The following is a 21152-nucleotide window of genomic DNA, read 5'->3' on the forward strand; positions in this document are numbered from 1 at the left end:
CAATATAAGGGGATAAGAAGAAATAAAGGAGGATAGAAATAGCTAAATGAAATATTTTCACTCGAGAAGCTACTCTGACACAAAGAAAATGTATCAGAGCAGTTCACGAATAAGGATAGAACTCAGAAAGGCTCTGGTATTGCGGAAAATCTATTAATACAGTTTTTTCGCTGTCTCATACCAGTCTGCTTTAAAGACACGTTTCATATTCATAACCGCATCAATAATATCATGGTGAACCAGTTTTTCGTTTTGAATACCGACACAACGACCGCCATAGCCTTCTAATAGCAGTTGTACAGAGTAAGCACCCATGCGAGAAGCAAGAATACGGTCGTAAGCAACTGGAGAACCACCACGTTGGATATGACCTAATACCGTTGCACGCGTTTCATGTTTAGTTTCAGCTTCAATAAAACGTGCTAACTCATGCACATCACAAACGTGTTCGGTAATAGCGACGATTGCATGGCGTTTACCACGTTCAATACCCGCTTTGATTTCTGCCAGCAATTCATCACGATTAAAAGGTAATTCAGATTCAGGCAGAACAACAAATTCACAACCCCCTGCGATTGCCGCAGACAGTGTTAAGTCACCACAGTAGCGTCCCATCACTTCCACGATAGAGATACGTTTGTGAGAAGTTGAGGTATCACGTAAGCGGTCAATTGCTTCAACAGCCGTTTCTAATGCAGTAAAATATCCGATAGTGTAATCAGTACCAGCAACATCATTATCGATTGTGCCCGGTAAACCGATACATGGAAAACCTGCTTCCGTTAATTTTTTTGCACCTAGATAAGAACCATCACCACCAATAACGACTAAGGCATCAAGCTCATTTTGTTTCATGTTTTCAATAGCAACAGCACGCACATTGTCTTCACGAAATTCAGGGAAACGAGCAGAACCAAGGAATGTACCACCACGGTTGATCATGTCTGATACGCTAAAACGGTCGAGTTTTTTCATGCGATTTTCGTATAGCCCCATATAGCCATCCATAATCCCATAAACCTCTAAACCTTCACTTAGTGCAGCACGAACAACACCACGGATCGCGGCATTCATACCTGGTGCATCACCACCACTTGTTAAAACCCCAATTCTTTTGATCCTATTGACCATGATTACCTCTGATTCTTATTCGATGTAATTATTGCAAAATTGTTGGAATAACTTTTTATCTCAATACCGGTTTGTCTGGTGTTATATACCGATATCGTAAATGCTGAATTGATTCAACAATACCATTGTACGCATATTTTTTACCAGTTCATCATTATCGTACATTTTTTTTCATAAACTTGATGCGCATTAAACTAATCAAATAGCCTGTATAAAGATTATACTAGTCTATCTCAAATGTGTTTCCTTAATAAGTTAACACTTTTTATACAGACACTTTACTGCCTTTTTGCATTCATCTCAAAAAAACGCTATTTATGCTAAAAAATAGCATCGGCATATTTTGATAAATATTCAATTTTCTCTGGTGTGATGTTCTATCTGCCGTTTATCTCTCTATTTTGTGATGTCATCCTTTTAAAGAAAAAAATGATCTAGGGTACATTTGTGACCAACAACAAAGTTCTCTGGTTGATTTACCGCTTTTCAAGCTAGACTGATACAGTGGAACTTTCACTTAATAGGAGGTTTTATGTTTGATTTAACGGGTAAAATCGCTTTAGTTTCAGGTGGTGCAAAAGGCATTGGTAAAGGTATCGTTATCGCACTTAAAAAGAGTGGTGCGAAAGTGATTATTGCCGATATTGATGATGTAGCAGGTAATAAAACAAAAGATGAATTAGATGTAGGTTTTATGCACCTTGATGTCACCCAACAATCCGCCTGTGAAAAAGTGATTGATAATGTTGTAAAAGAGTATGGCAAACTTGATATTCTTTGTTCCAATACTGGTATTTTCCCTCAAGCTACCATTAAAGAGATGACGGAAGCCGACTGGGATAAAATGCATACCGTAAACTTAAAAGGCATGTTCTTTTTAGTTAAAGCGGCACTGCGTGTAATGGAGAAACAAAAACAAGGTCGAGTGATCATTACCTCTTCTATTACCGGTGCTATTACAGGTTATCCAGGCTGGAGCCACTACGGTGCAAGTAAGGCGGGACAATTAGGTTTTATGCGTAGCGCAGCTCTTGAATATGCACGTCATGGTATTACCATTAATGCAGTGATGCCGGGCAATATCCTCACCGAAGGCTTACAAGCGCAAGGCGAAGCCTATTTAAATCAAATGAAAGCGTCAATCCCAACACATACTTTAGGTGAACCAGAAGATATCGGTTACGCTGCTTCATTCTTTGCGTCGAATGAAGCAAAATATATTACAGGCCAGACAATTATCGTCGATGGCGGACAGATTTTACCTGAATCTCCAGAGGCGTTGTTGTAATAATCTCATTAACCAAGGAAATAATTTGATTTCCTTGGTTTTCCTATCCTTAAAAAAAACTATAATGCTGAAAATAATACAGCCATAATTAATCAATAACTATTAACCCATAATTGATATCATGAAAAAAACCTTCAAAAACAACATTATTCAATTTTTAATTTTACTTATTTTCGTTTTGTTACTACACATTTCTCTAGGCTATATACTACGTTTTTTTTATGTTCTTACTTTTACTGCATTTCTTTTATGCTTATCTGGTCGTGTTAAAAAAATCTATTCTATTTGTATAATATTGTTATCTATAATAGGTGCTATTTATACGCCTATCGGTTTAAAATATGGTTCTCCTAATATTAACTCTGTAATTTCATTTTTTTATACAAATACGAATGAGACTTTAGAGTTTATTCAAACCCTTTCACCCATAAACTTAATGTTTAGTTTTTTAATTATTTTATTTGGCCTTCTCAGTCTAAAAGTTAGCATTGTTATTAAAAATAAGTCATCTCTTTTCATTATCTTTATTTTTATAATGACGAGCATTACTTGGCCAATAAAAGATCTAATAAATAATGGCACCTATAACTTTGAAGCCAAATTACCGATACTTCGTTTTTTTAGTGATATAAAAAAATATTATGATACTGTAAAAATAGAAAATGAGTGGATAAATAAAGAGCTCAATAAAAAAGATAATTGGCAACCTATTAATAATTCACAATATAATAATTATATTCTAGTTATTGGAGAAAGTGTTAGGCGAGACTTTATGCAAAGTTATGGTTTTTCTATAAAAAACACACCATTTTTGGAAAAAAGCCCTGTTATTCAATTTGATAACTATATTTCAGCAGCGCCTTCAACACTGTTTTCATTACCACCTTCATTAACATTAAAAAATAAGAATACCAATAATATTGAATTACAAAACAATATCATCACATTAGCAAAGAAAGCTGGATTAAATACATATTGGTTTTCAAACCAAGGCTCTATGATTGGTTCAGATTCGGTTATTTCCACTATAGGTAAACGCGCTGATTCTTATCATTTTTTAAGTAAAGGTGATTATCATAATAATGGATTAACAACCGATAATGATTTATTAACTGATATTAAAAGGGCATTATTTAGCGGTAAAAAAACCAATCTTATTGTTATTCATTTAATTGGTTCGCATTCACAAGCCTGTGCTAGAACACAAGATAAATATGATGAATTTTTCCAATCTACTGAAATTTCTTGTTATATTCAAAGTATTAAGAATACAGATAAGTTATTAGAAGATATTGTTTCCATGTCTAAAAAAACAGGAAAATCTTGGTCATTACTCTACCTTTCTGATCATGGGGTATCTTATGAACATAAAGGTGAAAGTTATGCAAAGTTAAGTCATGACGATAAATTTAAGCAAAATTTCGAAGTACCTCTTTTCATCCTATCCAGTGATAGCAAAGAAAAAATACATGTAACCGAAAGAAGAAATGGCCGATATTTCATGTCTATTTTCTCTGAATGGACAAGTATTCAAGAGCCACAAATTCCTAATCATTGTCATATGATATCTAATGATATTTGTTCTGATCAAAATACAGTTATAAACTTCCAAAAAGAAGAAATTAATTATAATCTGCTACCAGAAGACAAAATCAATTAACCACATTATATAGCTCTTTATATAGCTCTTTATATAGCTCTTTATATAGCTCTCTCAATAAAGAGAGCTATTATTTTATCCTAACCAATCGAAAGCTTTCAAAATATTATCCAATTACATTCAATTAATATATAATTAGATAACCTTATATTGATAAATGTGATTTAAAATCATGAATATCTTAATCCCTAAGCTACTAGGACATATATGGATAGGTCCTAATCCTAAACCGACTCAATGGATGAACACATGGGAAAAGAAACATACGGATTGGAAATACACTGTTTATGATAATAATTTTTTAAATAATTATCATTTCAAAACACGAAACCTTATTGAGTTCTATTATAAACTAGGCCTATATGCTGGTGTCGCTGACTTAATGCGATATGAAATTTTATACGAATTTGGTGGATTTATTCCTGAAGCAGATAGCATCTGTTATCATAATACAAATGAATTATTTACAAAAAAGCAAGCCTATACCGTATATGAAAATGAATTTATTCGAGGAAATTTGGTTGCACCTATTTATGCATGTGAACCTAAAAATGAATTCGTTGGACAATTGATAAATGAATTACTGCAATTAACACCTTTAGACTTGGATTATCCTTGGATATCAACAGGAAACTTTTTTGTAGCCAAGATGATCCAAAAATATAATCCAGATATCACAATTTTTCCATCACACTATTTTAATCCTATTCATTATGAAGGAATAGTTTATAACGGTGATGATAAAGTTTATTCAAAACAACTATTTGGCTCGACATCAGCAAAATATAAAAAAAGTATTAATCCCATTAATATCTTTAAAGCTAAACAACAGAAAAAAATGAGAAAAATTTTTCTTAAAAAGATTTCAGAAAGAAAAAAGGAAAAATTTTCAATTGATTTTTAAACAATTAAAAATTATTAAACAAAAGGGCAAAAAAAAAGCCCCTCTCCAGAGGGGCTGCAAAAGACAGGGATGGTGTCTATGGCAAGGAAAAAACTTCGTTGTTGCTACTTACTCTCTAACTAGGTACTTCTTTACTACACTCTTACTTCATTACTGATTTTGTTGACTTTGTTGGTCAAAATATGACATTTGCTGTTGGTAATTCTTTTCCAACTGCGCTTTCTGTTCTGGGGTTAACAACTGATACATTTGGTTATGGACTTTTGCCATTTCTACATGGCGCTCTATTGCTTGTTTATCCATATCTTGCATCTGTGCTCTTACAGCAGCTTCATCAAATTGAGGTGCAGTGACTAATTTATGCATATTCTCATGATGCTGACGGAAATTTCCGTTATATCTATCTTGATGATGCTGGCGCATTAAATCACGCATTTGAGTACGTTGTTGCTCAGTTAATGTGATACCGTTAAACATACGTGACTCGCCATAATTGCGATCCATCATATGTCCTCGTTGTCCGCGGTGACCTCTATAATCACGGTCGCCATGCATTCCATAGCCATAACCGCAGTGGTAGTTACCACTATACTGTTGCTCAGTAGGCGGATTAGTATTTGCAGTTTCAGCTAATACCATCGTCGGAGCTGCCAAAAACATTGATGCTAGTGCAACTACTGCTACTTTACGCATTGCTTCACTCCTAATTCGGTAAATTAATACCGACCTAATTAATACGACCTCAATGTGTATAATTCATATGTGTAATTCTTTGCTATGTGGATTACTATACCGTTACGGCTGCAAACTAGCGTCAGAGCGTGTAAAAGAACGTAAAGTCATAGATTCGCGCTATTTATTATCGTATTTTTCTCTTGGAGGAATTGACGAATGCATAAAATCTTATTAGTGGATGACGATCGCGAATTAACATCGCTATTGAAAGAACTACTTGAAATGGAAGGCTTTAATGTTGTAATCGCCTCTGATGGCGAGCAAGCACTTAAACTTTTGGATGCTTCTATCGACTTGTTATTACTGGATATCATGATGCCACGTAAAAACGGGATTGAGACACTCAAAGAGTTACGCCAAAATTTCCAGACCCCAGTCATTATGTTAACGGCAAGAGGCAGTGATCTTGACCGAGTTCTTGGCTTAGAGCTAGGTGCTGATGACTATTTACCAAAACCTTTTAATGATAGAGAACTGGTTGCACGTATCAGAGCTATTTTGCGTCGTTCAAACTGGAGCGAACAAAAACAGACTGATAGCACTACATCTCCAACATTACAGGTTGATAAATTACAACTTAACCCTGGCCGACAAGAAGCAAGTTTTGATAATGAACCGCTAGAGTTAACAGGAACAGAGTTTACTTTGCTTTATTTACTTGCTCAGCATTTAGGACAAGTCGTATCACGCGAACATCTAAGCCAAGAAGTCCTTGGCAAGCGCTTAACACCGTTTGATAGAGCGATCGATATGCATATTTCTAATTTACGCCGTAAATTACCAGAAAGAACAGATGGACAACCTTGGTTTAAAACGTTACGTGGCCGCGGTTATCTAATGGTTTCAATAACTTGATAAATATTCTTTATGATAAATAGTCTGTCAGCGCGCATTTTCGCAATATTCTGGCTGACGCTAGCATTAGTTCTCGTGCTAGTTATGATGGTTCCAAAGCTGGACTCGCGCCAGCTTACCCCTCTTTTAGAGAGTGAATACCGTCAAGGCGTTATGCTAGAACAACATATCGAAGCTGAATTAGCTCAAGATCCGGCTAACGATCTCCTTTGGTGGCGTCGATTAATTCGAGCCATTGATAAATGGGCTCCCCCTGGCCAACGTTTAATTATTGTCACGAGTGAAGGCCGGATCATCGGTGCTCAACGTAATGAGATGCAAGTTGTCAGAAACTTTATTGGTCAATCTGATAACGCCGATCACCCCAAAAAGAAAAAATATGGTCGCTCTGAGATGTTAGGGCCTTTTTCTGTAAGGGATGGTGAAGATCATTACCAACTTTATCTCGTACGCCCTTCAAGTAGCCCTCAATCTGACTTTATCAACTTATTATTTGATAAACCATTATTGTTACTCATATTCACCATGCTTATCAGCACACCATTATTAGTATGGCTTTCTTGGAGCTTAGCAAAACCCGCAAGACAACTTAAAAATGCTGCTGATGATGTAGCTAAAGGTAACCTACGCCCTCACCCTGAACTAGAAACGGGTCCTCAAGAGTTTTTAGCCGCAGGCACGAGTTTTAATCAGATGATAAGCGCTCTTGAACGTATGGTAGAGGCTCAGCAACGTCTGATCTCTGATATTTCTCATGAACTACGTACCCCATTAACACGCTTACAATTAGCCAGCGCATTGTTACGTCGTCGTAGTGGAGAGAGCAAGGAGCTAGAGCGTATTGAAACTGAGACTCAACGCCTTGATGGTATGATTAATGACTTACTGGTGCTTTCCCGTAATCAGTATAAAAACGAGTTATTACGCGAAACAGTAAAAGCCAATGAATTGTGGGATGACATTTTAGATAACGCTAAATTTGAGGCCGAACAAAATAATAAGACACTGCAAGTCACTACACCTCCAGGAGCATGGCCTATTTACTGCAATCCATATTCTCTGGCGAGTGCATTTGAGAATATTGTTCGTAATGCCCTGCGTTATTCAAATTCTCGCATTGAAGTCGCCTTTACTGAACAGAACCAAGGCATCACCATTATTGTTGATGATGATGGCCCTGGCGTTAGTCCTGAAGATAGAGAGCATATTTTCCGACCATTCTATCGCACTGATGAAGCTAGAGATCGTGAATCCGGTGGTACAGGCTTAGGATTAGCGATTGTTGAAACTGCCGTCAGCCAACACAGAGGCCATGTTAAAGCCGATGACAGTCCATTAGGTGGTTTAAGAGTAGAGATTTGGTTGCCAAGAGCGGGCGCAAGTAATAAATCACCAACGGCTTAATAGAGTAATTAAACTGTTGTATCAAAATATACTGCCATCTATTGAAGAATAGGTGGCATATTCTTTTTGCTAGCATCTAACGATGCAATTCAGAATGATCTGGCTGAATCGACCGCTATTCCGATATTTATATATCTACAATCAATGCTAAAATACCCAGCTATTACTTGACCGTCTGGTTTGAAGAGTCTACTCTCAGTGCGGTTTTTCGCATATTGTTAAAGTATGCTTATATAATAAAACCTTTATATTACATATAGATAAGGGTTTTTTGAGATAAATTTGGCGCTCTGGGGGCCGTAAACCCAGTGCGGTAGCTTTGTAGAAAAGGCTATATAAAATTTATAGTATCTTTAATATAGAATATTTAAATTATACGAATTTAGTAAATATTTTATGTATATTTATTTTTTATATAAAATAAATATACCTTCTTAGGATTTAAAAATGAAAGGCATTATTTTAGCTGGTGGCTCAGGGACAAGACTTTACCCAATTACAATGGGTGTATCTAAACAATTACTACCTATCTATGATAAACCTATGATCTACTATCCTTTATCTGTATTGATGCTTGCAGGTATTAGAGAAATACTCATTATTACAACACCAGAAGATCAAAATGGTTTTCAACGCTTATTAAACGATGGTTCACAATTTGGTATTTCTATTCAATATGCTGTACAACCAAAACCTGAAGGGTTAGCTCAAGCATTTATTATTGGTGAAAAATTTATTGGTAATGATAGTGTCTGCTTAGTTTTAGGAGATAATATATTCTGGGGTCAAGGATTCTCTCCAAAACTAATAAATGCTGCTAATAAAAAAAATGGTGCTACTATTTTTGGCTATGAGGTTCAAGATCCAGAAAGATTTGGAGTGGTTGAATTTGATAATAATTTAAATGCAATTTCTATTGAAGAAAAACCTGAAAAACCAAAATCTAATTTTGCAGTAACTGGCTTATATTTTTATGATAATAACGTTATAGATATTGCAAAAAAAATTAAGCCATCAGAACGTGGTGAGCTAGAAATAACAACTATTAACCAAATCTACTTACAACAGAATAAGTTAAGTGTTGAGCTATTGGGTCGTGGTTTTGCTTGGTTAGATACCGGAACTCACGATAGCTTACTTGATGCAGGTACTTTTGTTGAGACAATAGAAAAAAGACAAGGATTTAAAATAGCCTGCCTAGAAGAAATTGCATATAAACAAAAATGGTTAATAAAAGATCAAATAAAAAAAGCCGCTAATGAGTATAAAAAGAATAGCTACGGTAAATATTTAGAGAGTTTAATTTAAATATGAATAAATTAATAAAAATTATAAATTTTAAAATATTAGGTGATAATAGAGGCTCTCTCATATCACTAGAAAAAAATATAGATATTCCATTTGAAATAAAACGAATATATTATATTTTTGATACGAAAAATAATGTTTCTCGAGGATATCACGCTCATAAAAAACTTGAGCAAATTATTATATGTGTTAAAGGAAGTTGTAAATTTATTTTAGATAACGGATTCCAGAAAGAGGAAGTAACTCTTAATACACCAGATATCGGTCTTCACATTAAAAATAATATTTGGAGAGAAATGCATGATTTTTCGCAAGATTGTGTACTAATTGTAATAGCAAGTGAGCATTATGATGAATCGGATTATATTAGAGATTATGATACTTTTAAAAAGAGCATAACAACAATATGATACATCCATTAAGTGACGTAAAAAGTAATTGTATTGGTTCAGGTACAACAGTATGGCAATATAGCATTATCTTTCAAAATGCTGTTATTGGTAATAATTGTAATATATGTGCACACACCCTCATAGAAAATAATGTAATAATAGGTAATAATGTAACTGTAAAATCAGGTGTTTATATATGGGATGGAATAAGAATTGCTGATAACGTTTTTATCGGACCCTCCGTGACATTCACAAATGATATTTTTCCGAGATCTAAACAATACCCTGAAAAATTTTTAATAACTCAAATAAATAAAGGTGCATCAATTGGTGCTAATGCCACAATCCTTGCAGGAGTCACTTTAGGTGAAAACTGCATGATTGGAGCAGGTAGCGTTGTTGTAAAAGATGTTCCAGCTAACGCAGTTGTAATTGGCAATCCCGCAAAAATAATTCGTTTTATAAAATAGAGAAAAAATAATGATCAATTTTCTAGATTTAAAAAAAATAAATGAACAACATGACAAAGAATTAAAAGAAGCATGTTCAAGAGTTATTGATTCTGGTTGGTATATTACAGGTAAAGAACTAGAAAATTTTGAAAAAAATTTTGCTAGTTACTGTGGAACAAAGCATTCAATTGGTGTAGCAAATGGGTTAGATGCATTAACGCTTATATTACGTGCATGGAAAGAACAAGGTAAATTAAAAACTGGTGATGAAGTTATCATTCAAGCTAATACTTATATTGCTTCAATTCTGGCTATAACAGAAAATGATCTAGTACCTGTTTTAGTTGAACCTGATAATAGCACATATAACTTATCAATAGAAAATATCAAATCAGCTATTACAGATAAAACTAAGGTTATATTACCAGTGCATCTCTATGGGCAAATTAATCCAATGAAAGAGATTGTGGCAATAGCCAAAGAAAATAATCTTTTAGTCTTAGAAGATTGTGCTCAATCTCATGGAGCAAGTATTGATGGAATAAAAGCAGGAAATTGGGGAGATGCCGCTGGTTTCAGTTTTTACCCAGGTAAAAATCTTGGCGCATTAGGTGATGCTGGAGCAATTACAACTAATGATGATGAATTAGCCAGTATTGTGGCAGCGCTACGCAACTATGGTTCTCATCAAAAATATTTAAATTTATATCAAGGTGTTAATAGCCGTTTAGATGAAATTCAGGCAGCTATGCTAAATGTAAAATTAAATTACTTAGAAAAAGAAACTAAAATCAGACAAGATATTGCCTTAATATATCTAGAAAATATCAAAAATTCACTAATTCAATTACCAGTACCCGCAAAAGAATATATAAAAAATAAAGAAAATCATGTATGGCATTTGTTTGTTATTGCGACAGAATATAGAGAGCTACTACAAAAACACTTGAGCGAATGTGGTGTACAAACGTTAATTCACTATCCAACCCCTCCGCATAAACAACAAGCATATAAACAGTATAATCATATTAATTTACCTATAACTGAAAAAATCCATAAAGAAGTCCTGAGTATCCCAATAAGCCCAGTTATGAATCAAGAAGAGATACATCAAGTTATTAACGCATGTAATTCATTTGTGATCAGCTAATGACATTAATTAAAACATCTATACTAAGCCTAATAGCTACCTTTTTTAAAATGTTATCTGGCTTAGTTATCAATAAAGCAATTTCTATATATATTGGGCCATCAGGTTTAGCATTGATGGGGCAATTTCAAAATTTTATTCAAATTGTACTTTCTATGGCTCAAGGAGGTATAAATAATGGTATCGTAAAGTATACTGCCGAGCATTCATATAATGATGATGAGTTAGGCAATTTATTTAGTACAGGCTTAAAAATCAGTTTATTGACTTCAATAATTATCGCTTTATTTTTAATTTTATTTTCATATCAGTTTTCTATTTTTGTACTAGATAATGATAATTATTTTTATCTATTTATTACATTAGGCTGTACTATTATTCTATTTGTTATTAATAATTTACTTTTATCTATTTTAAATGGTTTAAAAGAGATTAAAACATTTATAAAAATAAATATAATTCAAAGTATATATTCATTAGTTTTTACTTCCATTTTTATTATATCCTTTGGAATTACTGGTGCTTTATTAGCACTTGCAACTAATCAATCTGTTATATTTTTCATATCATTATATTTCATTAAAAAAAATAATTTATTAAAATTTAATTTGTTTCAAAAAAAGTTTGATAAAAAAACCGCATTAAATTTATTGAAATTTTCTGAAATGGCAATTGTGGCATTAATTGCAACTCCCTTATCACAGTTTATAATTAGAAAATATATTACAATAAATATCAGTCTAACAGAAGCTGGGATATGGCAAGGAATGTCATATATATCAACAACTTACTTATTTATAATAACCACTGCCTTAGGGATATACTACTTACCACGACTATCAGAACTAATGGATATATCATCTTTAAAAAAAGAGATAATAAAAGGGTATATAATAATTATACCAATGATTATTTTTATAGGAAGTTTAATATTTGGTCTTAAAGATATAATAATACAATTACTTTTCTCGAAAGATTTTTTTCCAATGCGTAATTTTTTTATATATCAAATATTAGGTGATATTATAAAAATAATGGGGTGGTTACTTTCATATATAATGTTAGCTAAAGCAATGACGAAATATTTTATTATTTCAGAAATTATCTTTTTCATTTCTTATACAAGTTTATCAATACTATTTATTAATCAATCAGGAACAATTGGAGCTATATACGCTTATATAACAAGCTATATATTATATTTTTTCTTTGTCTTTTTTATCATTAATAAAAAACTAAGATTTATTACTTTATGATTATTTTATATATTGTCACCTTAATCTTATTTATTCCTTTCTTTTTTATTTATAAGAGTTGTATCAAAGAATCTAGTATAGAACTAAAAACATTATTAATATATTCATTAGGTATTACTATTTTACCAGGAATACTTATTTCTCCTTTAATTTATGACATAAGTCCTAGATTTGAAAATATCACTTTAGAAACCAGCGTATCAGTTTCTATTATCTCTCTATATTTTTTATCTACGTTCCTAATCCCTATTTACATTATAAATAAAAAAAATAAAAATAAAAATAAAAATAAAAATATAGAGTTAACATATTCAGATATCTCTTTATCAAAATTATTATTATTTTTATCTATTCTTTATTTGTTTATAAGATTAATATTATATTATAAAAATACACCTTTATATTTTATAATAAATAATGATGTTACTGGGGCCGCACAATCTAGACAATTAGTTCAAAATAAAAAACTAATTATTGACATTCCATATATAGGTGCAACATTCAAAATATTCATATCTTTGACTACATACTTGTTCTTTATAAGTTATTTAAAATATAATAAATATCTTTTTTATTTCTTAATAAGTTTTATTTTTTCCATATCATATTTTATATTAGATATGCAAAAAGCACCTGTATTTATTATTATAACTAATTTAATCTTAATTTATTATAGTTTGAAGAAGTTAAATATTAAACTTGTTTTCTTGATTACGTTATCTTTATTATCTTTAATTACCTTAGTAATATCAACATCAGGAAATGCTAATATATTGCATATTATTTATAGTATAATCGATAGGGTTATATTAGGGCAAATTCAATCGATGTACTATATGTTTCAATATTTAGATCCTTCATTATCTGGATTCGGTTATGATTTTTACTTTTCTTCTTTATTTAACCAAAAGTTCAATGCACTACCTCCAAATATTAAAGTAATACCTTATATTCCTTTATATGAAAACAATCATACTTTAGTCAATGTTAACACATTTTATTTTGGTGATACATGGTCATACTTAGGTTGGTTAGGAATATTCATCATACCACTAATAGTGTCCATTATTTTCTATTTTACTTTAGTATTTTTCAATGCCATGAAAAAAAATGCTATTTATTTATGTTTAAGTATTACTTTTTTTTCATTTTATCCCATAACTAGATCATTAACAGAAATTTTGTCTTTTAAATATTTTTTACATTATATTATATTTGGATATATTCCAATATTTATATTACAATATTTACATAAGCATTTAAAAAAAAGATATGAATATAGAAAAAATTAAAGCAAACATAATAATATTATGTTACAACCAAGAAAAAACAATAAAAGAGTCTTTACTCTCTGCTATTAACCAAGATTACAATGATAGATATAATATAATTATTTGTGATGATGGAAGTGAAGATAATACTTTAGCTATAATTAATGACATAGTAAAAGAAAATAAAGATATAATTGTATTACCTAGCAAAAAAAATAAAGGAATAGCTAATAACTTTAATAAAGCCATACCATTTATAAATGGTGATTTTTTTATTACTCAGGCTGGAGATGATATATCACTTCCTAATAGGTTATCCATCACAGATAAATATCTTTCAGATGAAAACTATAAGGCTTTTTTTAGTTCTACAATTGATATAGATTATAATTCTAATTTATTAAATACCAATCATGGGAAAAAATTAAATAAAAGAAATGAAAAGTTAGGTGGTTTAAATTTTATTAACTGTATTTTAAATGAAGGAGGGGTTTTAGGAGCATCAGCAGGATATAAAGCATCAATAGTTAAAAATAACTTACTTTGTTTAAGCAATTTTAGTGAGGATAAAATTTTAACTGCACGAGCTGCATCTGTAGGAAATATTTATTTCTTTGATAATGTGTTAGTAAAATACCGAAAAGGAAGTGGAGTATCTATTATAAACCCACATTCTTACTCTAAATCAATGGCAAAATTAATGTATCGGAGAAGCCGTTTTTATAAATCAATACTTTCAGACTCTTTTTTATCAGATAAATTACACATTATAAAAAATGCAAACAAAAGAATATATAAATTACGATTTTCATGCTGGCTTTCATATCGGCTATTAAAAAATAAATTACCTTTTTCTAGATTTATAGTATATGTCGTAATAAATAATGACTATAATAATATTACTGCTCGAGGTATATACCAATTTATAAAGAGTAAAATCCATGCGTTATAGTGAATTTAGTCTATTAATTTCTACCATAGCAGGTAGAATTCAAGGCGTTGATAAATTAATAAAAAGTTTGAATAATAATGATATCAAAATTATCATTGTTATTCAGCAGTATAAAAAATTAAATCATTTCGAAAAATGTATTATAAACAAATTTAATCTTGATAAAAACATTACTATTATTTTAACTGAGACTACTGGTGTAACAAAAAGTAGAAATATTGCATTAAAAAATCTACAAACAAAATTTGCATTATTCTCAGACGATGATGTTGTTTATAATAAAAACTCACTAGAAATAATAAAAAACTCATTTGATAGATATAATCACATCGGCTTTCTTACCTTTAGTATCCAAGATGAGTACGGTAATTTATTAAAAAATTATCCTAATAAAACAAAAAAACACACTAAATTATCCATATTGAAAGTTGGAACTATAGAAATTGCAATTAATAGAGAACTTTGTGCTAATTTTTTCTTTCCAGAAGATATGGGGGCAGGACAATACCTTTTTTGTTGTGATGAGCCCGTATTTCTTGGGCAAATTTTAAACTCAAAAATATCTGGACTTCATATCCCTGAAGTAATTTGTACTCATCCTAAAATATCATCAGGAAAAGGATTGAAATCAAAAAATGCACTACTTTCTCGCTATCATTGTTTCAATAGAATATTTGGAAAAATAATTGGAAATTTTGTTTTTTTACTTTTTTTAATAAAAAATTTTAGGAAAGTAATATAGGTATATAATATGAAAATCACCATCTCCGGTACCGGCTATGTCGGTCTATCTAACGGAATACTTCTTTCCCAACACAACAAAGTTGTTGCGTTAGATATCAATAAAGAAAAAGTTGAATTACTTAACAAAAAAATCTCGCCAATTACAGACAAAGAAATTGAAGAGTTTTTAGCAACCAAAGAGCTCGACTTTACAGCAACATTAGATAAAGAATTCGCTTATAAAGATGCCGAATTCGTCATCATTGCTACGCCGACCGATTATGATCCTAAAACGAACTATTTCAACACCTCTTCTGTAGAGTCTGTCATTCGTGATGTTTTAGAATATAATCCAAATACCACAATGATTATTAAATCAACTATTCCTGTTGGTTTTACTAAAGAGATGAGAGAGAAATATAATACGAACAATATTATTTTCTCCCCTGAGTTCTTACGTGAAGGTCGTGCGCTTTACGATAACTTATACCCTTCTCGTATTGTGATTGGCGAACAATCAGAAAGAGCACAAAAATTTGCTGATCTTTTACAACAAGGTGCATTAAAGAAAGATATTGATGTTCTTTTTACTGATTCCACAGAAGCCGAAGCAATTAAATTATTTGCTAATACTTATCTAGCACTGCGTGTTGCTTACTTTAATGAGCTAGATAGCTATGCCGAATCTTATGGCCTAAATGCAAAACAAATTATTGAAGGTGTCTGCTTAGATCCACGTATTGGTAATCACTATAACAATCCATCATTCGGTTACGGCGGTTACTGCTTACCAAAAGATACTAAGCAACTCTTAGCAAACTACGACTCGGTGCCTAATAATATTATTAGTGCAATCGTGGAAGCAAACCGCACTCGTAAAGACTTTATTGCAGACTCTATTATTGCAAAATCGCCAAAAATCGTCGGTGTTTATCGCTTAATTATGAAATCAGGCTCTGATAATTTCCGCTCATCATCAATCCAAGGCATTATGAAACGCATTAAAGCCAAAGGAATTGAAGTGGTGATTTATGAGCCAGAAATGAAAGAAGAAACCTTCTTTAACTCAAAATTAGTTCGTGATTTAAATGAGTTTAAAGCAATGTCTGATGTTATTATTACCAATAGAATGTCATCAGCATTAAACGATGTTGAAGAAAAAGTTTATACTCGTGACCTCTTTGGTAACGATTAATTATATATCTACCTTTAAGATTAGGCTGTAATTCTGATGTTATCCAAAAATACTAATTTTTTAATATCTATCATTATGCCATCCTATAATTCAGGAGAATATATATGTAAGTCTATAGATTCCGTGCTAAGACAAACTTATAAAAATTTTGAATTGATCATTATTGATGATTGTTCTAATGATAATACTATTGAAATAGTATCTTCTTACAAAGATGATAGGATCAAAGTATTAAAAAATGAAGCTAACCAAGGTGCAGGAATTACTCGTAATAAAGGATTATCACTTGCTAATGGGCGTTTTATTTGCTTTTTAGATAGCGATGATTATTGGCGAGAGGATAAATTAGAAAAACAGCTTAATTTTATGTTATCTAATAAGATAGATTTTTGTTTTTCTGCTTATGATAGAGTTTCTGAAGATAACACTTTTATCTGTAAAATTGGGGTTCCTGAAAAAGTAAGTTATTCAGACATGCTAAAGGTCTGTTCTATTGGTTGTTTAACAGTAATGTTTGATAAAGAGAAATTTAATGATTTTTCAATGCCATCAATAAGAAAAAGACAAGATTATGCTCTCTGGCTAAAACTACTGAAACAAACACCTTATGCCTACGGGATAAATGAGTCTCTTGGTTATTATAATATAAGAGAAAATTCAATCTCTTCCAATAAACTTAATGCAGCAAAGTATCAATGGCGAATTTATAGAGAGGAAGAAAGATTAAATATCTTTCATTCTATTTATTATTTCTCTCACTATGCTTTCAATGGTTTTTTTAGATCTAAATTTCCATCTTTAGCTAAAAAAATAGGTGTTTTAAAATAACACTCATTTTTAATACCCAGTATTAGGCTTTATATGCTCAATATCGTCTTATTTGAACCCGAAATTCCACCGAATACGGGTAATATTATCCGCCTGTGTGCCAACACAGGCTTTCATCTCCATTTGATCCAACCATTGGGTTTTACTTGGGATGATAAACGTCTACGTCGTGCAGGGCTTGATTATCGTGAGTTTGCTGATATTAAACAGCATCATGATTACTACGCTTTTTTAGAAAGTGAAGGTTTAAACCCTGATAATGCACAATCACCATCAGGTGCGCGTGTATTTGCCTTAACCACAAAAGGCACTCCAGCACATAGCAATGTCAGTTATCAGGATGGTGATTATCTCCTTTTTGGTCCTGAAACACGTGGTTTGCCACCCTATGTATTAGATAATATGCCAACGCAACAGAAAATCAGAGTCCCAATGCTTGCAGATAGTCGCAGTATGAATCTGTCAAATACTGTTGCCGTTGTGGTTTTTGAGGCATGGCGCCAACTTGGTTATCCTGGTGCGTTATTAAGAGACTGAAATGCAAAAAGCGCTGATCATAAATAATGAGCCAGCGCTTTTTTAATTTTAAATGACTAAAAACTTAATTTATTACTCTATTTATTACTCTGGCGCCTGTCTAATTTCGGCAACCACTTTTGTAATATACCGACACCCTTTCCCTACATCCTTTAATACTAATGCGTGAGCACCAATTACCGCATTATCACCAATCTCTATCTCTCCGCCGATAATCGATGAGTTACAACCGATATAAACGTTATTTCCAACTCGAATATCCGCTTTGCCATTTTTTTCTTTTACTCCAATAGTCACACCTTGCATTAACGTCACATTCTCACCTAATTGACAGTAATTAGTCAGTACGATCCCTATGGGATGAGGTAATGAAAGGCCTTTACCGATACGAGTTCTTAGTGAGATATCGTTGCAATATTTACGGTTATTTTTAGCACCAATGCGAGTGCCTAATTTGTTAAGGAAACGATTTTTAGAGAAATAAAAGAATTGGGCGACACGCCACCAAAATAGATAACGAGAACGCTGGCAGAAAAAAACTCGGTGAAAAAGTCTTACCCAACTAAAAGGCTTGTTATCACCAATATACTCGGCGTGCAAACAAGCCTTTAGTTCAGAAAGAGTGACTTCAGTTAATGCCATTAAATGCCATCACCACATTCAAAACCGGGTACTACACCATTAAAGTGTTGATCCATATCGAGTGAAGGCTTATCACTAGTTGGTTTACCCACAATACGAGCAGGAACGCCCGCAACAGTGGTATGTGCAGGAACCTCATGTAATACCACAGAGCCGGCACCAATTTTAGCACCGCGACCAATCTCAATATTGCCGAGTATTTTAGCACCTGCACCAATCATGACGCCTTCACGAACTTTAGGATGGCGATCACCGCAAGTTTTACCTGTTCCCCCTAAGGTGACAGATTGTAAAATAGAGACATCGTTCTCTACGATAGCGGTTTCACCAATTACAATGCCTGTTGCGTGATCAAGCATAATACCGTGGCCAATACGGGCAGCTGGATGAATATCAACACCAAAAGTCACAGAAATCTGGTTTTGCAGATACACCGCTAACGCTTTGCGATCTTGATTCCATAACCAATGCGCGATGCGATAAGCTTGTAAGGCGTGGAAACCTTTTAAATAAAGCAGTGGTGTAGAGTATTTATCAACGGCAGGATCACGTAAACGCACGGCCGAAATATCATAAGCAGCCGATTCAATCATAGAATTATCACTACGGTATGCTTCTTCAACAATCTCACGAACTGCAATCGCAGGCATTGTTTGAGTTGCTAGCTTATTTGCCAACATATAACTTAAAGCACTACCTAAGTTTTCATGTTTGAGTAATGTCGCATGGAAAAAACTCGCCAAAATAGGCTCGCAATCTGCCAAACATCTTGCTTCATCTTTAATATGATCCCAGACTCTTTTTAGTTCTTCTAGCGACATACTCACTCTCATTCTTTTTACATTGAAGCCTAAGTAAATACTTAGGCTTCTTATGTTTAAAACCGAAACAGATACCTTAAACTAATATCTTAAACCAAAACCTTAAATGCATGGCGATAGCTAAAATAGACTTAGAATAGATTGCTGTCTATCTCATCTTTTGTTGCACGGCCTAATAAAGATAATGCCGCTTCTTTGGCATCTTTATGTTGATATAAAATCTGGTAGATCTGTTCAGTGATAGGCATTTCAACACCAACTTGTTCGGCTAATGCACGAACTTCTTTGGTATTACGATAACCTTCAACCACCTGCCCGATTTTCTCTTGGGCAGTATCCACATCAAGGCCTTGACCTAACATCATACCAAAGCGACGATTACGAGATTGGTTATCGGTACAGGTTAAAACTAAATCACCCAAACCTGCCATTCCCATAAAAGTCGCAGCATCTGCACCTAATGCCTTACCTAGACGACTCATCTCAGCAAGACCGCGAGTGATCAGTGCGGTACGCGCATTAGCACCAAATCCCATACCATCAGACATACCGGCACCAATAGCAATCACGTTTTTTACCGCGCCACCCAGTTGTACTCCGATAAAATCAGGGTTTTTATATACTCGGAAACTTTTGCCACAATGGAAAAGTTGCTGAAGCTCCTCAGAAAACGCATTATCCGTTGAAGCCACAGAAATTGCGGTAGGTAAACCAGCAGCAAGCTCTTTAGCAAAAGTAGGACCTGATAAAACTGCGAGCGGGATTTCATTACCTAATACTTCACGCGCTACATCTTGCAATAAGCGACCAGTATGAGCCTCAAGTCCTTTTGTCGCCCAAACAACACGAGCATCCTGACGTAAAAAGGGTTTGATCTGTTTCAATACATCACCAAAAACATGACTTGGGATCACAACCAGAATATTACGGCTAGCTTCGATAGCTTTTTGTAAAGAAGCTTCCATGTATAAACTATCAGGAAAGGAAACATCGGGCAGAAAAGCCTGATTACAGCGAGCTTGCTCTAACGCAGCAACATGTTCAGGATCATGACCCCAAAGTACGACATCATGACCATTGCGCGCTAAAGTAATCGCTAAAGCGGTGCCGTATGAACCGGCACCGATAACTGTCATAGAAGCGTTCATTAAGCTTCTTCAGCCCCTTCATTAGCGGCATCAGTTTGTTGCTGTTGTAAATAGTTCATAAACAACGCATCAAAGTTAACTGGTGCTAAGTTCAGTTGTGGGAAAGTACCACGGCTAACTAAGTTAGTGATACATTCGCGAGCGTAAGGGAACAGAACGTTAGGGCAGTATGCACCTAAGCAATGTGCTAATTGAGTGCCTTCAATACCTTCAACGGTGAAGATACCTGCTTGTTGAACTTCACACAGGAATGCAGTTTCGTTATCCATTGTTGCGGTTACAGTAACACGCAAAATAACTTCATAGACGTTTTCAGCTAAAGTATTAGAAGAAGTATCCAGATCTAATTTAACTTCTGGTTGCCACTCTTTTTGGAAAACTTGTGGAGCATTAGGCGCTTCAAAAGAGATATCTTTTGTATAGATACGTTGAATTTGAAAAGTCATCTCTTGGTTTTGCTGTTCTGACATAATAATCTTACCTTTTTATATCCTTATTAA

At 33.2% G+C, this 21152-nt stretch carries 22 protein-coding genes; 16 read left to right on the top strand and 6 right to left on the bottom strand.

Features of this window, described 5'->3' with window-relative positions; all coding sequences use genetic code 11:
- Positions 1-153 precede the first annotated feature (153 nt).
- Positions 154-1131 carry a 6-phosphofructokinase gene (gene pfkA, locus QSH13_RS10705; protein ID WP_023583426.1) on the bottom strand — a complete coding sequence of 326 codons (978 nt, stop codon included), beginning with the start codon at positions 1129-1131 and terminating at the stop codon, positions 154-156.
- Positions 1132-1663: 532 nt separating this feature from the next.
- Here pfkA and fabG point away from each other — a divergent pair.
- The 3 genes from fabG to QSH13_RS10720 all read left to right on the top strand — a co-directional run bounded on the left by fabG (position 1664) and on the right by QSH13_RS10720 (position 4983).
- The gene (gene fabG / locus QSH13_RS10710) at positions 1664-2419 is read left to right on the top strand and encodes a 3-oxoacyl-ACP reductase FabG (protein WP_286039118.1); all 756 of its coding nucleotides are present in this window, start codon (positions 1664-1666) and stop codon (positions 2417-2419) included.
- Positions 2420-2540: 121 nt separating this feature from the next.
- The gene (locus tag QSH13_RS10715) at positions 2541-4079 is read left to right on the top strand and encodes a phosphoethanolamine transferase (RefSeq protein WP_286039120.1); all 1539 of its coding nucleotides are present in this window, start codon (positions 2541-2543) and stop codon (positions 4077-4079) included.
- 172 nt (positions 4080-4251) lie between these two features.
- Positions 4252-4983 (top strand): glycosyltransferase family 32 protein, encoded by a 732-nt coding sequence (locus QSH13_RS10720; protein ID WP_286039121.1) that lies wholly within the window; start codon positions 4252-4254, stop codon positions 4981-4983.
- A gap of 150 nt (positions 4984-5133) precedes the next feature.
- Here QSH13_RS10720 and cpxP read toward each other — a convergent pair whose 3' ends face one another.
- Positions 5134-5676, bottom strand: a complete 543-nt coding sequence (gene cpxP, locus QSH13_RS10725) for a cell-envelope stress modulator CpxP (protein WP_286039122.1) — start codon at positions 5674-5676, stop codon at positions 5134-5136.
- Between the two features lie 198 nt (positions 5677-5874).
- Here cpxP and cpxR point away from each other — a divergent pair, with 198 nt between their 5' ends.
- From cpxR to trmL, 13 genes are all read left to right on the top strand, one after another.
- Positions 5875-6573, top strand: a complete 699-nt coding sequence (gene cpxR / locus QSH13_RS10730) for an envelope stress response regulator transcription factor CpxR (protein WP_109398473.1) — start codon at positions 5875-5877, stop codon at positions 6571-6573.
- 12 nt (positions 6574-6585) lie between these two features.
- A complete protein-coding gene (cpxA, locus tag QSH13_RS10735; protein WP_109398474.1) occupies positions 6586-7977 on the top strand; it encodes an envelope stress sensor histidine kinase CpxA in 1392 nt (463 codons plus the stop codon).
- 447 nt (positions 7978-8424) lie between these two features.
- A complete protein-coding gene (gene rfbA, locus QSH13_RS10740) occupies positions 8425-9285 on the top strand; it encodes a glucose-1-phosphate thymidylyltransferase RfbA (RefSeq protein ID WP_286039123.1) in 861 nt (286 codons plus the stop codon).
- Between the two features lie 2 nt (positions 9286-9287).
- Positions 9288-9695: a sugar 3,4-ketoisomerase gene (locus tag QSH13_RS10745; protein WP_286039124.1), complete on the top strand. Its 408-nt coding sequence runs from the start codon at positions 9288-9290 to the stop codon at positions 9693-9695.
- Positions 9692-10147, top strand: a complete 456-nt coding sequence (locus tag QSH13_RS10750) for an acyltransferase (RefSeq protein WP_286039125.1) — start codon at positions 9692-9694, stop codon at positions 10145-10147. The genes QSH13_RS10745 and QSH13_RS10750 overlap by 4 nt, the downstream gene beginning before the upstream one ends.
- 10 nt (positions 10148-10157) lie before the next feature.
- On the top strand, positions 10158-11279 hold the full coding sequence (locus QSH13_RS10755) for a DegT/DnrJ/EryC1/StrS family aminotransferase (protein ID WP_286039126.1): 1122 nt from the start codon (positions 10158-10160) through the stop codon (positions 11277-11279).
- Positions 11279-12535, top strand: a complete 1257-nt coding sequence (locus tag QSH13_RS10760; protein WP_286039127.1) for an O-antigen translocase — start codon at positions 11279-11281, stop codon at positions 12533-12535. The genes QSH13_RS10755 and QSH13_RS10760 overlap by 1 nt, the downstream gene beginning before the upstream one ends.
- Complete coding sequence (locus QSH13_RS10765) at positions 12532-13827, top strand: O-antigen polymerase (protein WP_286039128.1); 1296 nt, start codon at positions 12532-12534, stop codon at positions 13825-13827. Before QSH13_RS10760 ends, QSH13_RS10765 begins: the two co-directional genes overlap by 4 nt.
- Positions 13808-14758 carry a glycosyltransferase gene (locus tag QSH13_RS10770; protein WP_286039129.1) on the top strand — a complete coding sequence of 317 codons (951 nt, stop codon included), beginning with the start codon at positions 13808-13810 and terminating at the stop codon, positions 14756-14758. The genes QSH13_RS10765 and QSH13_RS10770 overlap by 20 nt, the downstream gene beginning before the upstream one ends.
- Positions 14748-15500, top strand: coding sequence for a glycosyltransferase family A protein (locus QSH13_RS10775; RefSeq protein WP_286039130.1), 753 nt, complete (start codon positions 14748-14750; stop codon positions 15498-15500). The genes QSH13_RS10770 and QSH13_RS10775 overlap by 11 nt, the downstream gene beginning before the upstream one ends.
- 9 nt (positions 15501-15509) lie before the next feature.
- A complete protein-coding gene (locus tag QSH13_RS10780; protein ID WP_115064995.1) occupies positions 15510-16676 on the top strand; it encodes a nucleotide sugar dehydrogenase in 1167 nt (388 codons plus the stop codon).
- Between the two features lie 36 nt (positions 16677-16712).
- Positions 16713-17504, top strand: a complete 792-nt coding sequence (locus tag QSH13_RS10785; protein WP_196543990.1) for a glycosyltransferase family 2 protein — start codon at positions 16713-16715, stop codon at positions 17502-17504.
- Positions 17505-17537: 33 nt separating this feature from the next.
- Positions 17538-18041 (top strand): tRNA (uridine(34)/cytosine(34)/5-carboxymethylaminomethyluridine(34)-2'-O)-methyltransferase TrmL, encoded by a 504-nt coding sequence (trmL, locus tag QSH13_RS10790; RefSeq protein WP_006534201.1) that lies wholly within the window; start codon positions 17538-17540, stop codon positions 18039-18041.
- Between the two features lie 84 nt (positions 18042-18125).
- Here the strand turns inward: trmL and QSH13_RS10795 are convergent, their stop codons facing one another.
- The 4 genes from QSH13_RS10795 to secB form a co-directional block, all read right to left on the bottom strand.
- On the bottom strand, positions 18126-18683 hold the full coding sequence (locus QSH13_RS10795; protein WP_161769957.1) for a serine acetyltransferase: 558 nt from the start codon (positions 18681-18683) through the stop codon (positions 18126-18128).
- Entirely contained in the window at positions 18683-19504 is an 822-nt protein-coding gene (gene cysE / locus QSH13_RS10800) for a serine O-acetyltransferase (RefSeq protein ID WP_075674083.1), read from the bottom strand. Before cysE ends, QSH13_RS10795 begins: the two co-directional genes overlap by 1 nt.
- A 131-nt stretch (positions 19505-19635) precedes the next feature.
- Positions 19636-20652, bottom strand: coding sequence for an NAD(P)H-dependent glycerol-3-phosphate dehydrogenase (gene gpsA, locus QSH13_RS10805; RefSeq protein WP_286039131.1), 1017 nt, complete (start codon positions 20650-20652; stop codon positions 19636-19638).
- Entirely contained in the window at positions 20652-21122 is a 471-nt protein-coding gene (gene secB, locus QSH13_RS10810; RefSeq protein ID WP_006534205.1) for a protein-export chaperone SecB, read from the bottom strand. The genes gpsA and secB overlap by 1 nt, the downstream gene beginning before the upstream one ends.
- Between the last annotated feature and the right edge of the window lie 30 nt (positions 21123-21152).

The sequence above is a fragment of the Proteus faecis genome (assembly GCF_030286765.1).
GTDB lineage: Bacteria > Pseudomonadota > Gammaproteobacteria > Enterobacterales > Enterobacteriaceae > Proteus > Proteus faecis.